Annotated in this window: 12 protein-coding genes; 8 read left to right on the plus strand and 4 right to left on the minus strand. The window is 44.6% G+C overall.

What is annotated here, in order from left to right; genetic code table 11:
- Nucleotides 1-20: 20 nt before the first annotated feature.
- The 8 genes from ftsZ to OCT63_RS09945 all read left to right on the plus strand — a co-directional run bounded on the left by ftsZ (nt 21) and on the right by OCT63_RS09945 (nt 12,844).
- On the plus strand, nt 21-1,253 hold the full coding sequence (gene ftsZ, locus OCT63_RS09910) for a cell division protein FtsZ (RefSeq protein WP_046223883.1): 1,233 nt from the start codon (nt 21-23) through the stop codon (nt 1,251-1,253).
- Between the two features lie 95 nt (nt 1,254-1,348).
- The gene (lpxC, locus tag OCT63_RS09915; RefSeq protein ID WP_017056052.1) at nt 1,349-2,266 is read left to right on the plus strand and encodes a UDP-3-O-acyl-N-acetylglucosamine deacetylase; all 918 of its coding nucleotides are present in this window, start codon (nt 1,349-1,351) and stop codon (nt 2,264-2,266) included.
- A gap of 388 nt (nt 2,267-2,654) precedes the next feature.
- The gene (secA, locus tag OCT63_RS09920; protein WP_269983661.1) at nt 2,655-5,381 is read left to right on the plus strand and encodes a preprotein translocase subunit SecA; all 2,727 of its coding nucleotides are present in this window, start codon (nt 2,655-2,657) and stop codon (nt 5,379-5,381) included.
- Nucleotides 5,382-5,547: 166 nt separating this feature from the next.
- A complete protein-coding gene (gene mutT / locus OCT63_RS09925; RefSeq protein WP_161686358.1) occupies nt 5,548-5,946 on the plus strand; it encodes an 8-oxo-dGTP diphosphatase MutT in 399 nt (132 codons plus the stop codon).
- A 91-nt stretch (nt 5,947-6,037) separates the two neighbouring features.
- Nucleotides 6,038-6,862, plus strand: a complete 825-nt coding sequence (gene dapB / locus OCT63_RS09930) for a 4-hydroxy-tetrahydrodipicolinate reductase (protein ID WP_017056055.1) — start codon at nt 6,038-6,040, stop codon at nt 6,860-6,862.
- Between the two features lie 504 nt (nt 6,863-7,366).
- Entirely contained in the window at nt 7,367-8,521 is a 1,155-nt protein-coding gene (gene carA / locus OCT63_RS09935; protein ID WP_010434758.1) for a glutamine-hydrolyzing carbamoyl-phosphate synthase small subunit, read from the plus strand.
- Nucleotides 8,522-8,537: 16 nt separating this feature from the next.
- On the plus strand, nt 8,538-11,768 hold the full coding sequence (carB, locus tag OCT63_RS09940; protein WP_017056057.1) for a carbamoyl-phosphate synthase large subunit: 3,231 nt from the start codon (nt 8,538-8,540) through the stop codon (nt 11,766-11,768).
- A gap of 296 nt (nt 11,769-12,064) precedes the next feature.
- Nucleotides 12,065-12,844, plus strand: coding sequence for a TSUP family transporter (locus tag OCT63_RS09945; protein WP_017056058.1), 780 nt, complete (start codon nt 12,065-12,067; stop codon nt 12,842-12,844).
- On the opposite strand, the gene OCT63_RS09950 is transcribed toward OCT63_RS09945, so the two are convergent.
- From OCT63_RS09950 to btuF, 4 genes are all read right to left on the minus strand, one after another.
- Nucleotides 12,795-13,640 carry a LysR family transcriptional regulator gene (locus OCT63_RS09950; protein ID WP_161686354.1) on the minus strand — a complete coding sequence of 282 codons (846 nt, stop codon included), beginning with the start codon at nt 13,638-13,640 and terminating at the stop codon, nt 12,795-12,797. The two genes, OCT63_RS09945 and OCT63_RS09950, sit on opposite strands and share 50 nt — an antisense overlap.
- 92 nt (nt 13,641-13,732) lie before the next feature.
- Nucleotides 13,733-14,314 (minus strand): flavodoxin family protein, encoded by a 582-nt coding sequence (locus tag OCT63_RS09955; protein ID WP_161686352.1) that lies wholly within the window; start codon nt 14,312-14,314, stop codon nt 13,733-13,735.
- Nucleotides 14,315-14,551: 237 nt separating this feature from the next.
- A complete protein-coding gene (locus tag OCT63_RS09960) occupies nt 14,552-15,169 on the minus strand; it encodes a TRIC cation channel family protein (RefSeq protein WP_060467172.1) in 618 nt (205 codons plus the stop codon).
- A 77-nt stretch (nt 15,170-15,246) separates the two neighbouring features.
- Nucleotides 15,247-16,116 (minus strand): vitamin B12 ABC transporter substrate-binding protein BtuF, encoded by an 870-nt coding sequence (btuF, locus tag OCT63_RS09965; protein ID WP_161686350.1) that lies wholly within the window; start codon nt 16,114-16,116, stop codon nt 15,247-15,249.

The raw sequence follows: 16,116 nt of genomic DNA on the forward strand, positions 1-16,116 counted from the left end.
GGAAAAAACGGAGATAACACATGTTTGAACCGATGATGGAAATGTCTGACGATGCAGTAATTAAAGTCGTTGGAGTTGGTGGCGGTGGCGGTAACGCTGTTGAGCACATGGTACGTGAATCAATCGAAGGCGTAGAATTCATCAGTGTTAACACTGATGCACAAGCACTTCGTAAAACAAGCGTGAGCAGCGTGATCCAAATTGGTGGTGATATCACTAAAGGTTTGGGCGCTGGTGCAAACCCACAAGTAGGTCGTGATGCAGCTCTCGAAGATAGAGAAAGAATTAAAGAAGTTCTAACTGGCGCCGATATGGTATTTATCGCAGCTGGTATGGGCGGTGGTACAGGTACAGGTGCTGCTCCAGTTATTGCTGAAGTTGCGAAAGAGCTTGGTGTACTAACGGTTGCTGTTGTAACTAAACCGTTTAGCTTTGAAGGCAAAAAGCGTTTAGCGTTTGCTGAGCAAGGTATTGAAGAGCTTTCTAAACATGTGGATTCTTTAATTACGATTCCAAATGAAAAGCTACTTAAAGTACTTGGCCGCGGCGTAACACTGCTAGAAGCTTTCGCAAGTGCAAATGATGTACTTAAAAACGCGGTACAAGGTATTGCTGAGCTAATTACTCGCCCTGGTATGATTAACGTCGATTTCGCGGATGTTCGCACCGTAATGTCGGAAATGGGTCATGCAATGATGGGTAGCGGTATCGCAAAAGGTGATGACCGTGCTGAAGAGGCCGCTGAAACGGCAATTTCTAGCCCATTACTAGAAGATATCGATCTAGCTGGTGCGCGTGGCGTTCTTGTGAACATCACAGCAGGCCTAGATATGCGTCTAGATGAGTTCGAAACTGTGGGTAATACAGTTAAGGCATTCGCATCTGATAATGCAACAGTAGTGATAGGTACTTCTCTAGACCCTGATATGACGGATGAAATCCGTGTAACTGTTGTAGCTACTGGTATCGGCACTGAGAGAAAACCAGACATTACTTTAGTTGCTGGTGGTAATACTAAAGTTGCGTCAACCCCTCAACCACAGGTAGCGGCTCAAACAGCAGCAAAAGTGGAAGAGAAAGTGGCACAGCCATTGCAGGAAAAAACTGAGGTAAAATCTCAAGTTAAGCAACAGCCAACAACGTCGTCACCGGCTTCTTCAGGTTCAGGCGCTAGCCAAAATGCTGCACCTAAAGCTGAGAAAGAAAGTGGGTATTTAGATATACCAGCATTTTTACGACGTCAGGCTGACTAGCAAACACCCAAAATTTGACTATAGTCGAATTAATGGTAAAATCCGCGGTCGGTAAATACTGGCCGTGATTTGTAGCACTGATAAGAGGCAAGCAGATGATCAGACAACGTACTCTGAAAGAAATTGTGAAAACAACTGGTGTGGGTCTCCACTCTGGTCGTAAAGTCACACTTACTCTTCGCCCGGCAGCTGCAAATACAGGCATTGTTTACCGTCGTACTGATGTAAATCCACCTGTAGATTTCCCAGCTGATCCAGCATCAGTTCGTGACACTATGTTATGTACTGCTCTTGTTAATGATGAAGGCGTACGTATTTCCACAGTGGAACACCTTAACGCCGCTCTAGCGGGCATGGGCATCGACAACATTATTGTTGAAGTGGATGCACCAGAAATTCCAATTATGGATGGTAGCGCAAGCCCATTCGTATACTTGCTACAGCAAGCGGGTGTAGAAACACTGAATACAGCGAAGCGTTTTATTCGAATCAAAAAGCCTGTTCGTTTTGAAGATGGCGATAAGTGGGCAGAATTTGTTCCATTTAACGGTTTCCGCATGGACTTTGAGATCGACTTTAACCATCCTGCTATTGAGTCTGACGAGCAACGTTTATTATTTGATTTTTCTTCACAAGGTTTTGTGAAAGAAATTTCTCGTGCTCGTACGTTCGGCTTTATGCGCGACATAGAATATCTACAATCTCAAAACCTAGTACTTGGCGGTAGCTTCGATAATGCTATCGTACTTGACGAATACCGAATTCTTAATGAAGAAGGCCTTCGTTTTGAGAATGAGTTTGTAACACATAAAGTGTTGGATGCGATTGGTGACCTTTACATGTGTGGACACGCTATTATTGGTGAGTTCCGAGCATACAAATCAGGTCATGGCCTAAACAACCAATTATTACGTGCAGTACTTGCTGACGCAGAAGCTTGGGAGTGGGCAACATTTGAAGAAGAAGCTGGCTCTCCTGTTGCATTTGCTGAACCAGGAATGGTTCTAGCGTAATTATTGTTTACAATAATATAAGATTTCGAAAACCAGGTCATTGACCTGGTTTTTTTGTATCTAGAAAATAGATACAGTGTCGTTAACCTACGGAAATTGTTGGACAATGGGTCGTAGTTTGCTTAATCCATCAGCAATTAGAAAGAAAAGTTCCAAGCACATCAAACAAATGGTGTTCTAAATGGTCGTTAGTGTGAAAATTACTTACACTAAAGGGCATTAATTTTAACTCAAGCCTTGAAAACTCTACTCTCAAGTACAATATCAAAGATACTAGATTTATCTCAGTATCCTTGGTTAGTAACTGAAGACTAGTTCATAGCTAGTAGAGACTGACGGCATTTAAAATAGATCGCGGACGATCTGAGAACGAAGAGATTCCAAGCACATGATTACTAAGCTGCTGACAAAGGTAATTGGCAGTCGCAATGACAGAACACTGCGCCGCCTTAGAAAAATTGTAAAAGAAATTAATAACTACGAACCAACGTTTGAAGCCCTTTCTGATGAAGAGCTAAAAGCAAAAACGGTTGAGTTTCGTGAGCGCTTAGATAAAGGTGAATCGTTAGATCAACTTCTACCTGAAGCTTTCGCTACGGTACGTGAAGCGTCTAAGCGTGTTTACGGTATGCGTCATTTTGACGTGCAATTGATTGGTGGCATGGTTCTAAATGCCGGCCAAATTGCAGAGATGCGAACTGGTGAAGGTAAAACCCTTACTGCAACCCTACCTGCTTATCTAAACGCCCTTCCAAGTAAAGGTGTTCACGTAGTAACGGTGAACGACTACCTAGCGAAGCGTGATGCGGAAACAAACCGTCCATTATTTGAATTCCTTGGTATGACGGTTGGTGTCAATGTGCCAAACATGGCTCCACCAGAGAAAAAAGAAGCCTACCAAGCTGATATTCTATACGGAACAAACAACGAGTTTGGCTTTGACTACCTACGTGACAACATGGCTTTCCGTGCTGAAGATCGTGTTCAACGTGAACGTTTCTTCGCTGTTGTCGATGAGGTTGACTCCATCTTAATTGATGAAGCTCGAACTCCGCTAATCATCTCTGGCCCAGCTGAAGATAGTTCAGAACTTTACACGCGCATTAACACTCTGATTCCTAGCCTTGAGCGCCAAGATAAAGAAGATTCAGAAGAGTACCGTGGTGAAGGTCACTACACCATGGACGAAAAATCGAAGCAGGTTCACCTGACTGAAAATGGTCAAGAGTTTGTTGAAGAGTTAATGGTGAAAAATGAGCTAATGGAAGAGGGGGATACACTTTACTCTCCAACCAATATCAGCCTGCTTCACCACGTAAACGCGGCTCTTCGTGCGCATGTATTGTTTGAGAAGAACGTAGACTACATCGTTACTGATGAAGGCGAAGTGGTTATCGTTGATGAACATACTGGTCGTACAATGCCAGGTCGTCGTTGGTCTGAAGGTTTACACCAAGCGGTTGAAGCTAAAGAAGGTGTGAAAATTCAGAATGAAAACCAAACACTAGCATCGATTACCTTCCAGAACTTCTTCCGACTGTACGAAAAACTGTCTGGTATGACAGGTACAGCCGATACTGAAGCTTTCGAATTCCAGTCTATCTACGGCCTCGAAACGGTGGTTATACCAACCAACAAACCTATGGTTCGTAACGATATGCCTGACGTGGTTTATCGTACTGAAGAAGACAAGTTTAATGCGATCATCGAAGACATTAAAGATCGTGTAGCGGCTGGTCAGCCATCACTGGTTGGTACAGTTTCTATCGAGAAATCTGAGCTACTGTCTAACGCACTGAAAAAAGCAAAAATTAAGCACAACGTTCTAAACGCTAAGTTCCACGAAATGGAAGCCGAGATCGTTGCACAAGCAGGTACGCCAAGCGCGGTAACTATCGCAACTAACATGGCCGGTCGTGGTACCGATATCGTGTTAGGTGGCAGCTGGCAGGCACAAATTGAGAAGCTGGATAACCCAACTCAAGAGCAGATCGACAAGATCAAAGCTGACTGGAGAGTCATCCACGATAAAGTACTTGAGTCTGGTGGTCTGCACATCATTGGTACTGAGCGTCATGAATCTCGACGTATCGATAACCAGCTACGTGGTCGTTCTGGTCGTCAAGGTGATGCCGGTTCTTCTCGCTTCTATCTATCAATGGAAGACTCTCTGCTACGTATCTTTACATCAGATCGTATGGCTGGCCTTATCCAAAGTGGTATGGATGAAGGCGAAGCGATCGAATCTAAGATGCTTTCTCGCTCAATTGAAAAAGCTCAACGTAAAGTAGAAGGTCGTAACTTCGATATTCGTAAGCAACTTCTTGAGTACGATGATGTAGCCAATGACCAACGTAAAGTGGTTTATGAGCTTCGTGATGAACTGATGAGTTCTGACGACATCAGCGAAATGATCGAACACAACCGTGAAGACGTGTTTACTTCGGTTATCGATGAGTATATACCTCCTCAATCTCTTGAAGACATGTGGGATATCGCTGGTCTACAAGATCGTCTGAAGAATGACTTCGATCTAGACTTTGATATTCAAGGTTGGCTAGACGAAGACGATAAGCTTTATGAAGAAGCATTGCGTGAACGTATTCTTGGTATGGCGGTTGATTCCTACAAACAGAAAGAAGAAGTGGTTGGTGCTCAAGTACTGCGTAACTTCGAGAAGTCTGTGATGCTACAAACGCTAGACGGTCTTTGGAAAGAGCACTTGGCTGCGATGGATCACCTTCGTCAAGGCATCCACTTACGTGGTTATGCTCAAAAGAACCCGAAGCAAGAGTACAAGCGCGAGTCGTTTGAACTGTTTGAAGGCCTACTAGATGTACTAAAAACCGACGTTGTTACTATCCTTTCTAAAGTTCGCGTTCAGCAACAAGAAGAAGTCGAAAAGATGGAAGCTCAACGTCAAGCTCAAGCTGAAGAAGCGGCGCGTCGTGCACAAGCACAACATGCAACCGCTGAAAATCAGCTAGGTGACGATGAAGCTGAACCAGTATCTCCACAAACGGTAGTACGTGATGAACGTAAAGTGGGTCGTAACGAGCCATGTCCATGTGGAAGTGGTAAAAAATATAAACAGTGTCATGGTAAAATTGACTAATGCTTTGCTGTAGTGGCTGATAACTTCGTCGGCGATGCTCATTTACACTTGTAAACTCCGCGTCGCCTCCTCGTTCTCAACCAATACAGCGTTGCCTAAATATAGTTTTGATTAGAGAGTCGCTTAGGCGGCTCTTTTTGTATGTAAATTTAAAGGAGACCATTACATGAAAAGAATCCATATTGTTGCAGGCATTGTCTTTAACCAAGATAAGTCGCAGGTATTTATCACTAAACGACCTGATGACAAGCACAAAGGCGGCTTCTGGGAATTTCCAGGCGGTAAGGTTGAAGTTGGCGAAAACATTGAACAAGCCATGACGCGTGAACTTGATGAAGAGATTGGCATCAAGGTAACTGAACAGTCTCTGTTTGAACACCTTGAATTTGATTACACCGATAAGTCGCTTAAGTTCGATTTCATCCTTGTGACCGATTTTGAAGAGCAGCCTTATGGCAAAGAAGGTCAACAAGGTGAATGGGTAAGCCTAGAATCATTGAATCAATACGCCTTCCCAGAGGCAAATGTGCCAATTTTAGAGCGAGTGATAAAAGAGTTTTCGTAATTGCTAGCCTGAGTTTGAGATTGTTGTTAGTTTAAAGATATTAACCGAATGAACGTTGCTGCAGAGGTAAGCGGTAACGGTAACCAAAACAATGGAGATATTCGCAGTGGTAAGAATTGCAATTGCAGGAGCAGCGGGCCGTATGGGTCGCAACTTGGTGAAAGCCGCTCATCATAATTCAGAAGCAAGTGTTGGTGCTGGCTCAGAGCGACCAGAATCATCTTTGGTCGGCGTTGATATCGGCGAGTTATGCGGTGAAGGTCGTTTTGATGTGGCTCTAGTCGATGACCTCTCGAAAGCGATTGAAGAATTTGATGTTATCGTCGACTTTACTGCGCCTGTTAGCACATTAGCGAATATTGAACTTTGTAAACGTCATGGTAAGAAGCTGATCATAGGGACAACAGGTTTCTCTGAAGAAGAGAAGCGAGTGATTGATGCGGCTTCAAAAGAGATCGCTATCGTAATGGCACCTAACTATAGTGTGGGTGTGAACTTGGTATTTAAGCTGCTAGAAAAGGCCGCTAAAGTCATGGGGGATTACTGTGATGTTGAGATCGTTGAGGCTCACCACCGTCATAAAGTTGATGCGCCTTCTGGTACTGCTATTGGTATGGGCGAAGCGATCGCGGGTGCGATGGGCAACGAGTTAAATGATGTCGCCGTATGGTCACGCGAAGGTATTACTGGCGAGCGTACTAAAGATGAGATTGGTTTTGCGACGATTCGTGCCGGTGACATCATTGGTGAGCACACCGCTATGTTTGCTGATATCGGGGAGAGAGTTGAAATTACTCATAAAGCCACAGATCGAATGACCTTTGCTAATGGCGCAATCAAGGCCGCGGTTTGGTTAAATGGTAAGTCAGCAGGCTTTTATACCATGACAGATGTCCTTGGATTGAATGATCTATAAATAGATATTTATGCGCTGGCAATTGCCGGCGCTTTCTTTGTTTGGTACCTTTCCCTCCGCTATTCCTCCTTTTACAAGTTTCTCTCTATTTTCTTATTATCGTCGTTTTTCTATGACTTAACTGTAATTTTTGACTAGTATTGTTTGTTTTCTGTTTTAGGTGTCTAAATTATAGGGTTTTCTCTTTATGTTTATCGATTGCTTTTTGTCGGTGATATTTTTGTCACTATATGGTTGGTGAAAATGAAGGGTAAAGATTAGAAAATCTTAATATTCGAACTAAACGAGCATTAAAGTTGAACTTTTGAAGCTTTGGTGGCAAAAGTTGAATTAGCCTATATAAATGTTTAATTTCTTTTGCGTTAAATGTTGACACGTATCACGTGCATCACTAAAATACCGCCAATTTGTCTAATTTCCATAAACACGCAGTTTCTGGTGTTGCAGGAAGGTATATTTGCAAATTAAGTCAATTTAAATGCATTTTTATTTCTGGAGGTTGTCTTGAAGAAGTCAGCACTACTCGTCCTAGAAGATGGGACAGTATTTCACGGTGAAGCCATTGGCGCTGTAGGTTCTGCAGTTGGTGAAGTCGTTTTTAATACCTCGATGACGGGGTACCAAGAAATCCTCACTGATCCTTCCTATTCTCAACAAATCGTTACCCTTACTTACCCTCACATTGGCAATACCGGAACCAATTCCGAAGACGAAGAATCTTCTTCAATCCATGCTCAAGGCCTTGTGATTCGCGATCTCCCTCTTATCGCTTCTAACTTCCGTAATGAACAATCCCTTTCTGATTACCTTAAGTCGCAAAACGTTGTGGGTATCGCTGATATCGATACTCGTAAGCTGACGCGTATTCTTCGTGAAAAAGGTGCTCAAAACGGTTGTATCGTAGCAGGCTCTTCAGTAAACGATGGGAACCTAGACGAAGCTTTGGCTCTAGCTAAAGCAAAAGAATTCCCTGGCCTAAAAGGTATGGATCTTGCGAAAGAAGTTACAACAAAAGAAGCGTATCAATGGAAACAAGGTTCGTGGACGCTTACGGGTGGACTTCCTGAAGCGAAAGCAGACTCTGAATTGCCATACCACGTTGTTGCTTATGACTTCGGCGCAAAACGAAACATCCTACGAATGCTTGTTGACCGCGGCTGCCGCCTAACGGTTGTTCCTGCTGAAACTTCTGCTGAAGAAGTACTAGCGCTGAACCCAGACGGTGTGTTCCTTTCAAATGGCCCTGGTGACCCAGAACCATGTACTTACGCAATTGAAGCGACAAAAGTGTTCCTAGAAAAAGGTTTACCGATCTTCGGCATCTGTCTAGGTCACCAAATTCTTGCTCTAGCGTCAGGTGCTAAGACTGTGAAGATGAAGTTTGGTCACCACGGTGCAAACCACCCAGTGAAAGATTTAGATCGTGATGTTGTGATGATTACTTCGCAAAACCACGGCTTTGCTGCTGACGAAGAAACCCTTCCAGAGACATTACGTGCAACGCACAAATCACTGTTTGATGGTTCTCTACAAGGTATTCACCGTACAGACAAACCCGCGTTTAGCTTCCAGGGTCACCCTGAAGCAAGTCCAGGTCCAGAAGACGCAGCGCCGTTATTTGACCACTTCATTGAATTAATTAAACAGCACACAGCTTAATCCGGAGTAGTAGACAATGCCAAAACGTACTGACATTAAAAGTATTCTTATTCTAGGTGCTGGCCCGATCGTTATCGGCCAAGCATGTGAGTTCGATTACTCTGGTGCTCAAGCTTGTAAAGCGCTTCGCGAAGAAGGTTACCGAGTTATTCTTGTAAACTCGAACCCAGCGACAATCATGACTGACCCAGAGATGGCAGATGCAACTTACATCGAACCTATTCAATGGGAAGTGGTGCGTAACATCATCGCTAAAGAGAAGCCTGATGCCGTTCTACCTACTATGGGTGGCCAAACGGCATTGAACTGTGCTCTAGACCTAGAAAAGCATGGCGTTCTTGAAGAGTTCGGTGTTGAAATGATTGGTGCAACGGCTGACGCTATTGATAAAGCAGAAGACCGTTCACGCTTCGATAAAGCAATGAAAGCAATTGGCCTTGAGTGTCCAACTGCTGATACAGCGAAATCGATGGAAGAAGCTTACAAAGTTTTAGACATGGTTGGCTTCCCTTGTATCATTCGTCCATCGTTCACGATGGGTGGTACTGGTGGCGGTATCGCTTACAACAAAGAAGAATTTGAAGAAATCTGTCGTCGTGGTTTGGATTTATCTCCAACTAACGAACTTCTTATCGATGAATCACTTATCGGTTGGAAAGAGTACGAGATGGAAGTGGTTCGTGACAAAAACGACAACTGCATCATCGTATGTGCAATTGAAAACTTCGACCCAATGGGTATTCACACAGGTGACTCAATCACTGTGGCTCCAGCTCAAACGCTGACAGACAAAGAATACCAACTAATGCGTAACGCATCTCTAGCTGTACTGCGTGAGATTGGTGTTGAAACAGGTGGTTCAAACGTACAGTTTGGTATCAACCCGAAAGATGGCCGTATGGTTATCATCGAGATGAACCCACGTGTATCTCGCTCTTCTGCGCTAGCATCTAAAGCAACGGGTTTCCCAATCGCTAAGATTGCCGCGAAACTGGCTGTTGGCTTCACGCTAGACGAGCTAATGAATGACATCACTGGCGGCGCAACACCAGCATCATTCGAACCAACAATCGACTACGTAGTCACTAAGATTCCTCGTTTTAACTTCGAGAAATTTGCAGGCGCTAACGACCGTCTAACGACGCAAATGAAGTCGGTTGGTGAAGTGATGGCTATCGGCCGTAACCAACAAGAATCTCTACAAAAAGCACTTCGCGGCCTAGAAGTTGGCGCGACTGGTTTTGACGAAATGGTAGACCTAGACGCACCAGATGCGCTAACGACTATCCGTCATGAACTTAAAGAAGCTGGCGCAGAGCGTATTTGGTACATCGCTGACGCATTCCGTGCTGGTATGTCGGTAGATGGTGTATTCAACCTCACGCAAATCGACCGTTGGTTCCTAGTTCAAATTGAAGATATCGTAAATCTTGAGCAAGAACTGAAAGCGAAAGGTTTTGCTGGTCTAAATAAAGACGAGCTAATCAAGCTTAAACGTAAAGGTTTTGCAGATGCGCGCCTATCTAAGATTCTAGGAGTTGCAGAAAGCGAAATCCGTCGTATGCGTGACCAATACGATATTCACCCAGTTTACAAGCGTGTAGATACGTGTGCGGCTGAGTTCTCTTCAGATACGGCTTACATGTACTCATCTTACGATGAGGAGTGTGAAGCGAACCCAACAGACAAAGACAAGATCATGATTCTAGGTGGCGGTCCAAACCGTATCGGCCAAGGTATTGAATTTGACTACTGTTGTGTACACGCCTCATTAGCACTACGTGAAGATGGCTACGAAACTATCATGGTTAACTGTAACCCTGAGACCGTTTCTACAGACTACGATACCTCTGACCGTCTGTACTTCGAACCAGTCACCCTGGAAGACGTACTAGCTATCGCTCGCGTTGAGAAGCCAAAAGGCGTTATCGTTCAGTACGGTGGTCAAACGCCACTTAAACTGGCTCGTGCTCTTGAAGCGGCAGGTGTGCCTATCATCGGTACTAGCCCAGACGCAATCGACCGTGCAGAAGACCGTGAGCGTTTCCAAGTTGCTGTAGACCGTCTAGGCCTGCTTCAACCAGAAAACGCGACAGTAACAACAATGGAGCAAGCGGTTGAGAAATCTCGCGAAATCGGCTTCCCATTAGTTGTACGTCCTTCTTACGTACTTGGTGGTCGTGCGATGGAAATCGTATACGACGAGCAAGATTTACGTCGCTACTTTAACGAAGCAGTAAGCGTATCAAACGAGTCTCCAGTACTACTTGATAGCTTCCTAGACGACGCTGTTGAAGTAGACGTCGATGCGATTTGTGACGGTGAGCGCGTTGTTATCGGCGGTATCATGGAGCATATCGAGCAAGCGGGTGTTCACTCAGGTGACTCAGCATGTTCTCTTCCTGCCTACACGCTAAGCCAAGAAATCCAAGACGTAATGCGCGAGCAAGTTGAAAAGCTAGCGTTCGAGTTGGGTGTTCGTGGTCTGATGAACACGCAGTTTGCTGTTAAGAACAATGAAGTGTACCTAATCGAGGTTAACCCTCGTGCAGCACGTACGGTTCCATTCGTATCTAAAGCAACGGGCGCGCCAATCGCTAAGATTGCCGCTCGTGTCATGGCTGGTCAATCTCTAGAGTCTCAAGGCTTTACCAAAGAAATCATCCCACCTTACTACTCGGTGAAAGAAGTTGTACTTCCATTCAACAAGTTCCCAGGTGTTGACCCACTGTTAGGCCCAGAAATGCGCTCTACTGGTGAAGTTATGGGTGTTGGCGCGACGTTTGCAGAAGCATACTCTAAAGCCGAATTGGGTTGTGGCAACATCTACCCAGAAGGCGGCCGTGCACTTCTTTCTGTTCGTGAAGGCGACAAAGAGCGTGTTGTTGACCTAGCATCTAAGCTATCTAAGCTTGGTTATCAGCTAGACGCAACACATGGTACTGCGGTTATCCTTGGCGAAGCGGGTATCAATCCACGTCTAGTTAACAAGGTACACGAAGGTCGACCTCACATTCTTGACCGTATCAAGAACAACGAGTACACGTACATCGTGAACACTGCCGCTGGTCGTCAAGCGATTGAAGACTCTAAAGTGCTTCGTCGTGGCGCATTGGCTGAAAAAGTTAACTACACGACTACGCTAAACGCTGCATTCGCGACTTGTATGGCGCACACTGCAGATGCGAAGACGTCAGTCATTTCAGTTCAAGAGCTACATGCTCAAGTAAAAGCGAACGAAGCTTAATCGACTAGATTAAACGAAAGTAGAGGCCCGCTCTGAAGAGCGGGCTTTTTTATGCTTGCCATCCTGTTTATACCTATCGTAGTAAACAACTGTTCTCCCTAGTTTGTTAAAAATCTCGATAATTTCCGCTTTATTCTCAAGTCTTTTCCCACTCGATTTATGAACACTCACTTATTGCGATTAGCATTAGACTAAATAATGAAAATCTGGAATAGGTTAAAATCTTGTGTTTCGTTATTGATTGCTTTCTTAGGGTGGTAAGTTGTCGTTATACGGAATTTTAAGGCACTGAGTATATGGAAATCACTCTAGAAATATTGGCTATTTTGTTTGTTGTCGCTACGGTGGCTGGCTTTATTGATGCGATGGCTGGCGGCGGTGGCTTATTAACTTTACCTGCATTACTCGCGGCGGGTGTTCCACCGACACAGGCTCTTGCTACTAATAAACTTCAAAGCTCTTTTGGCAGCTTCTCGGCGACTTGGTATTTCGTGCGCAATGGTATCGTCAGTATTAAAGAGATGCGTTTTGCGATCATTTGCACTTTCATTGGTTCGGCTATTGGGGCTGAATTAGTCCAATATATAGATGCAAGCTTACTGACGAGTGTTATCCCACTGTTGCTTATTGCTATCTCTCTCTATTTTCTGCTTGCACCTCCAACAACGGTTTCTAAAGGCAAGCAAAAGATCTCTGAGGCAATGTTTGCACTGTGTATTGGCGGTGGTGTGGGTTTCTACGATGGGTTCTTTGGTCCAGGGACGGGGTCTATTTTTACGGTTTGCTTTGTCGTTATTGGGCATTTCTCTTTGGTTGATGCTACAGCTCGCACCAAGGTACTTAATTTCACCTCGAACATTGCCGCATTGATCTTCTTTATTTTGGCGGGCTTGCCTATTTGGGAGTTGGGATTAGTGATGGCGGTTGGCGGCTTCATGGGAGCTCAGCTCGGCGCTAAAGTGGTAGTGACAAAAGGGCAGAAGTGGATTCGCCCCCTTGTGATTGTAATGTCGATGCTAATGGCGTCTAAACTGCTTTGGGAACAGCATCAACAATCGATTCTATCACTGTTTTAACCCTTGGAGAGTGATAGCTATTTGGCCTCACACAGATATGAATTGGTCGAATTAAGCCTGCTAACTCTGGGAAATTATACAGGTATTGAGGCTCAATATTGAGTGTTTTTACGATAGAGAGCGGGATTAAAGCCGGCCCCGTTCCACCTAACGCAAGTTGAGCCGCTGCGGTGTAGGCATCCATCTCCATTAAGGGCTTGATATCGAATTTTGCAAGCACAGATAACTGATAAGAGTTGGCTGGGTTCGTCATATCATTGGTAATGACCAATGGAGGAAGTGCCGTGAGCGGCTGCTTACTCACAATGTAAAACGGCTCATCAAACAGGTGGAAAGTCATCAATCCATGATGTGGAGGTAACAAGCCAGCGCAAAGCCCTAGGGTCGCCTTGCCAGATTGCACTCGCTCTATGATTCTTGGAGTATGATTAGTGGTGATGGTGATGTGTTTATCTTGTTTGATAAATTGCCCCATCATCTCACCTAGATAGCCCGCTATCAGAGACTTAGAGCTATCTAAAGTGATGAGCGTGGTATCTTCCAACTCTTGCTGTTCATAAATAAGGCCACGAAGCTCGTTGAATGCAGGGCCGATACTCTCGACTAGTGCAATCGCATCCGGCGTCAGTTTGATCTGTCGGCCACTCGGCTCTATGAGTTTCTTGCCTAACTTCTTCTCTAAGTTAGCAATCCGTTTGCTGACCGCTGATTGGCTGATATAAAGCAAACTGCCGGTGCGACTCATGGTTTTTGCTTTACTTAAAACCAATAGAGTTTCAATTCCTTCGAGTAGCATAGGGTTATATTCATGAAAGTTGGGAATGATTAAACCAAGTTACCTCAAACGGCATTTATTCTCTAGTCTTGAGATCTTAGATATCACACAAGCTACGCACTTTGAACCAAGCTCGCGATACGTTGACCAAAATAGAAAGCGGTTTTTAGATCATTCGCATTAACGCTACTGTTTGTCGAGGTTGGCTCCTCGTCGACACTCGCGACCAAGCCAATGCTCGAACCAGTACGATTTAGACCTAGGTTGTCGATATGCTTAGATACATCAAGCCCTGCCCAAATCATGCCATGTTGGCAAGCGAGAGTGAAAAAGCTGAGTAGGGTTTGTTGTTGCTCTCCGTTGAGGCTGCCACCAGTGGTGAAGCCTGCAGCAAGCTTATTTCGCCATGATTTCTTACAGTAGGTATCACTGCTCGCATCCATAAAGCTCTTAAATTGAGCGGCTGGTGAACCCATGTAGGTTGGCGTGCCAAAGACTATCGCATCACAGTTATCTAATGCTCTGAGCTTGTCGTCATTGTCATATCGCCCTTCAACAATTTCAGTAGAGAGAACCTCGATGATCAGTGCCGAGTTAGGTAGTCGAGTGTTTACGCCTTCTGCGATGAGCTCTGCTACTTGCTTGGTTGCCCCACATTTAGAGAAGAAAACAATTCCAATTTTATTACTGATCATCCTTAAGCCCTTGTTGTTAGTATTAGTAAATAGATATATTTATAAAGCTATTGTTTATTAATATAGCCTGTGAATTAGATAAGTAAATAAAAAACATTACTAACCTATTAGCTAACGAGCTAACTACAATGGGTATACAGAAAGGGGGGATTTTTGAAGAATGGAAATAGAGGGTATAGTGATTTGAAACCGGATTAAAAAGCTCCTTTGTGGAGCCTTTTACTTTGTAACGATAGCCTATTTGATTGCAAAAGTCGGCAATGATAAGTGCCAGCGAATAGCGCCAAGTCTAATCAATAGTGTTGTGAACACACCAGCTAAAAAGGCGGTTTCTGAATCGTGGCCCATACTGATCGCCATGGTATGAAAAGCACCGCCAATGATACAAGCCGTTGCGTAGACTTCACTTCTTAGGATCATCGGAACTTCACGTGCAAGTACGTCACGAATAATACCGCCCCCACAACCTGTGATAACACCCATGATAATAGCCACCAATGCAGAGTCTTGATAAATCAGTGCTTTTTCTACACCAATGCCAACAAACACCGCTAAGCCGATCGCATCACATACCGGTAGTATCCACCAAGCCAGACGTTTAGGACGTCTTACAATAATCATGGTCAGCAAGCAGGTAGTGATAATGACCCAAAGGTAGGTGGTATCAGTGATCCAAAACACGGGAGTCGCACCCAATGCCATGTCTCTAATGGTACCGCCGCCAATCGCGGTCACACTGCCTAAAACGGCCACGCCAAAGGGGTCCATCTTAAGACGGCCTGCGACAAACACACCTGAAATAGCAAAGATGGCGGTGCCGAATAAATCGATAATATAAAGCAGCATGGAATCCATGTTACTGGTGCTCTTATTGGTTGAAGTTATAGGAACTGACGTTGGTGGCGAATTGTACGAAAAAATGCAGCAAATAGTTAGCGATTTTGCCTAGCTCTATCGAAGAAATCGCACACTTGTTGAATTGCTTTTGAAGTTCTGGTTGTCGGGCGATTGATCCAGTCAGAATTGAGTGACCAAATCTGATCTTGAGCGACCGCCGGAATCTCCTCTTCCCAAGTTTGCCACATGGTTCCATTCTCGATGGCGTGCTGAGAGGTGAAGATCACCTCAGGTTTCTTTAGTACAACTTGTTCAATACCAACTTGCGGATAAGGGGAGGCGCTGTCTTCAAAAATATTGTGGCCACCACAAAACTCAAACACCTCACTTGGCCAGTGCCCTTGAGCTACGGTGATGATCGGCTTTTCACTAAGCTGATAAAAGTAGCTTACTGGCTCGGCATCTTTATATTTTAGTCTCAACGCGTTGAGCTGTTCTTTGTATTGTTTGGCATTCTTTTCACCGACACTTGGGTCACTTGCGTACTGGCTGAGTTGTTCAATATTGGTCGCGATACTGTCTAGGCTTTTGGTTTTTGAGTAGTAAATATTGAAACCAAACTGCTCTAGTTTCGCGAGTTCTCTAGGCGGGTTGCCTGCAGGCCACGCAAGAATCAGATCTGGCTGCAGTGCGATGATTTTCTCAACCTTAATACCTTGGTAGTTCGCCACTTTCTCAAGCTTGTCTGCTTGTGGTGGGTAATCACTTCGCTCACTTACCGCAACAAGCTTATTACCTAAACCTGCACTGTACGCGAGCTCAGTGGCGTGAGGAGCAAGGCTTATCACGCGTTGAGCTGGTTGTACTTTTTCTGGAGTCAGTGATGCTTCTTTTGCAGATGATAAAGGCAGCCATAAGCTGGAAGACAAAATAGTAAGGCTTGTAACAAGTGCTGAAGATTTCAC

It is taken from the genome of Vibrio sp. RW (assembly GCF_027587105.1).
GTDB lineage: Bacteria > Pseudomonadota > Gammaproteobacteria > Enterobacterales > Vibrionaceae > Vibrio > Vibrio toranzoniae.

What these genes read in the sequence shown, in the direction of transcription:
- ftsZ (WP_046223883.1), top strand. Translation starts at nt 21, where the DNA reads ATGTTTGAACCGATGATGGAAATGTCTGACGATGCAGTAATTAAAGTC.
- lpxC (WP_017056052.1), top strand. Translation starts at nt 1,349, where the DNA reads ATGATCAGACAACGTACTCTGAAAGAAATTGTGAAAACAACTGGTGTG.
- secA (WP_269983661.1), top strand. Translation starts at nt 2,655, where the DNA reads ATGATTACTAAGCTGCTGACAAAGGTAATTGGCAGTCGCAATGACAGA.
- mutT (WP_161686358.1), top strand. Translation starts at nt 5,548, where the DNA reads ATGAAAAGAATCCATATTGTTGCAGGCATTGTCTTTAACCAAGATAAG.
- dapB (WP_017056055.1), top strand. Translation starts at nt 6,038, where the DNA reads ATGGAGATATTCGCAGTGGTAAGAATTGCAATTGCAGGAGCAGCGGGC.
- carB (WP_017056057.1), top strand. Translation starts at nt 8,538, where the DNA reads ATGCCAAAACGTACTGACATTAAAAGTATTCTTATTCTAGGTGCTGGC.
- OCT63_RS09945 (WP_017056058.1), top strand. Translation starts at nt 12,065, where the DNA reads ATGGAAATCACTCTAGAAATATTGGCTATTTTGTTTGTTGTCGCTACG.
- OCT63_RS09950 (WP_161686354.1), bottom strand. Translation starts at nt 13,640, where the DNA reads ATGCTACTCGAAGGAATTGAAACTCTATTGGTTTTAAGTAAAGCAAAA.
- OCT63_RS09955 (WP_161686352.1), bottom strand. Translation starts at nt 14,314, where the DNA reads ATGATCAGTAATAAAATTGGAATTGTTTTCTTCTCTAAATGTGGGGCA.
- OCT63_RS09960 (WP_060467172.1), bottom strand. Translation starts at nt 15,169, where the DNA reads ATGGATTCCATGCTGCTTTATATTATCGATTTATTCGGCACCGCCATC.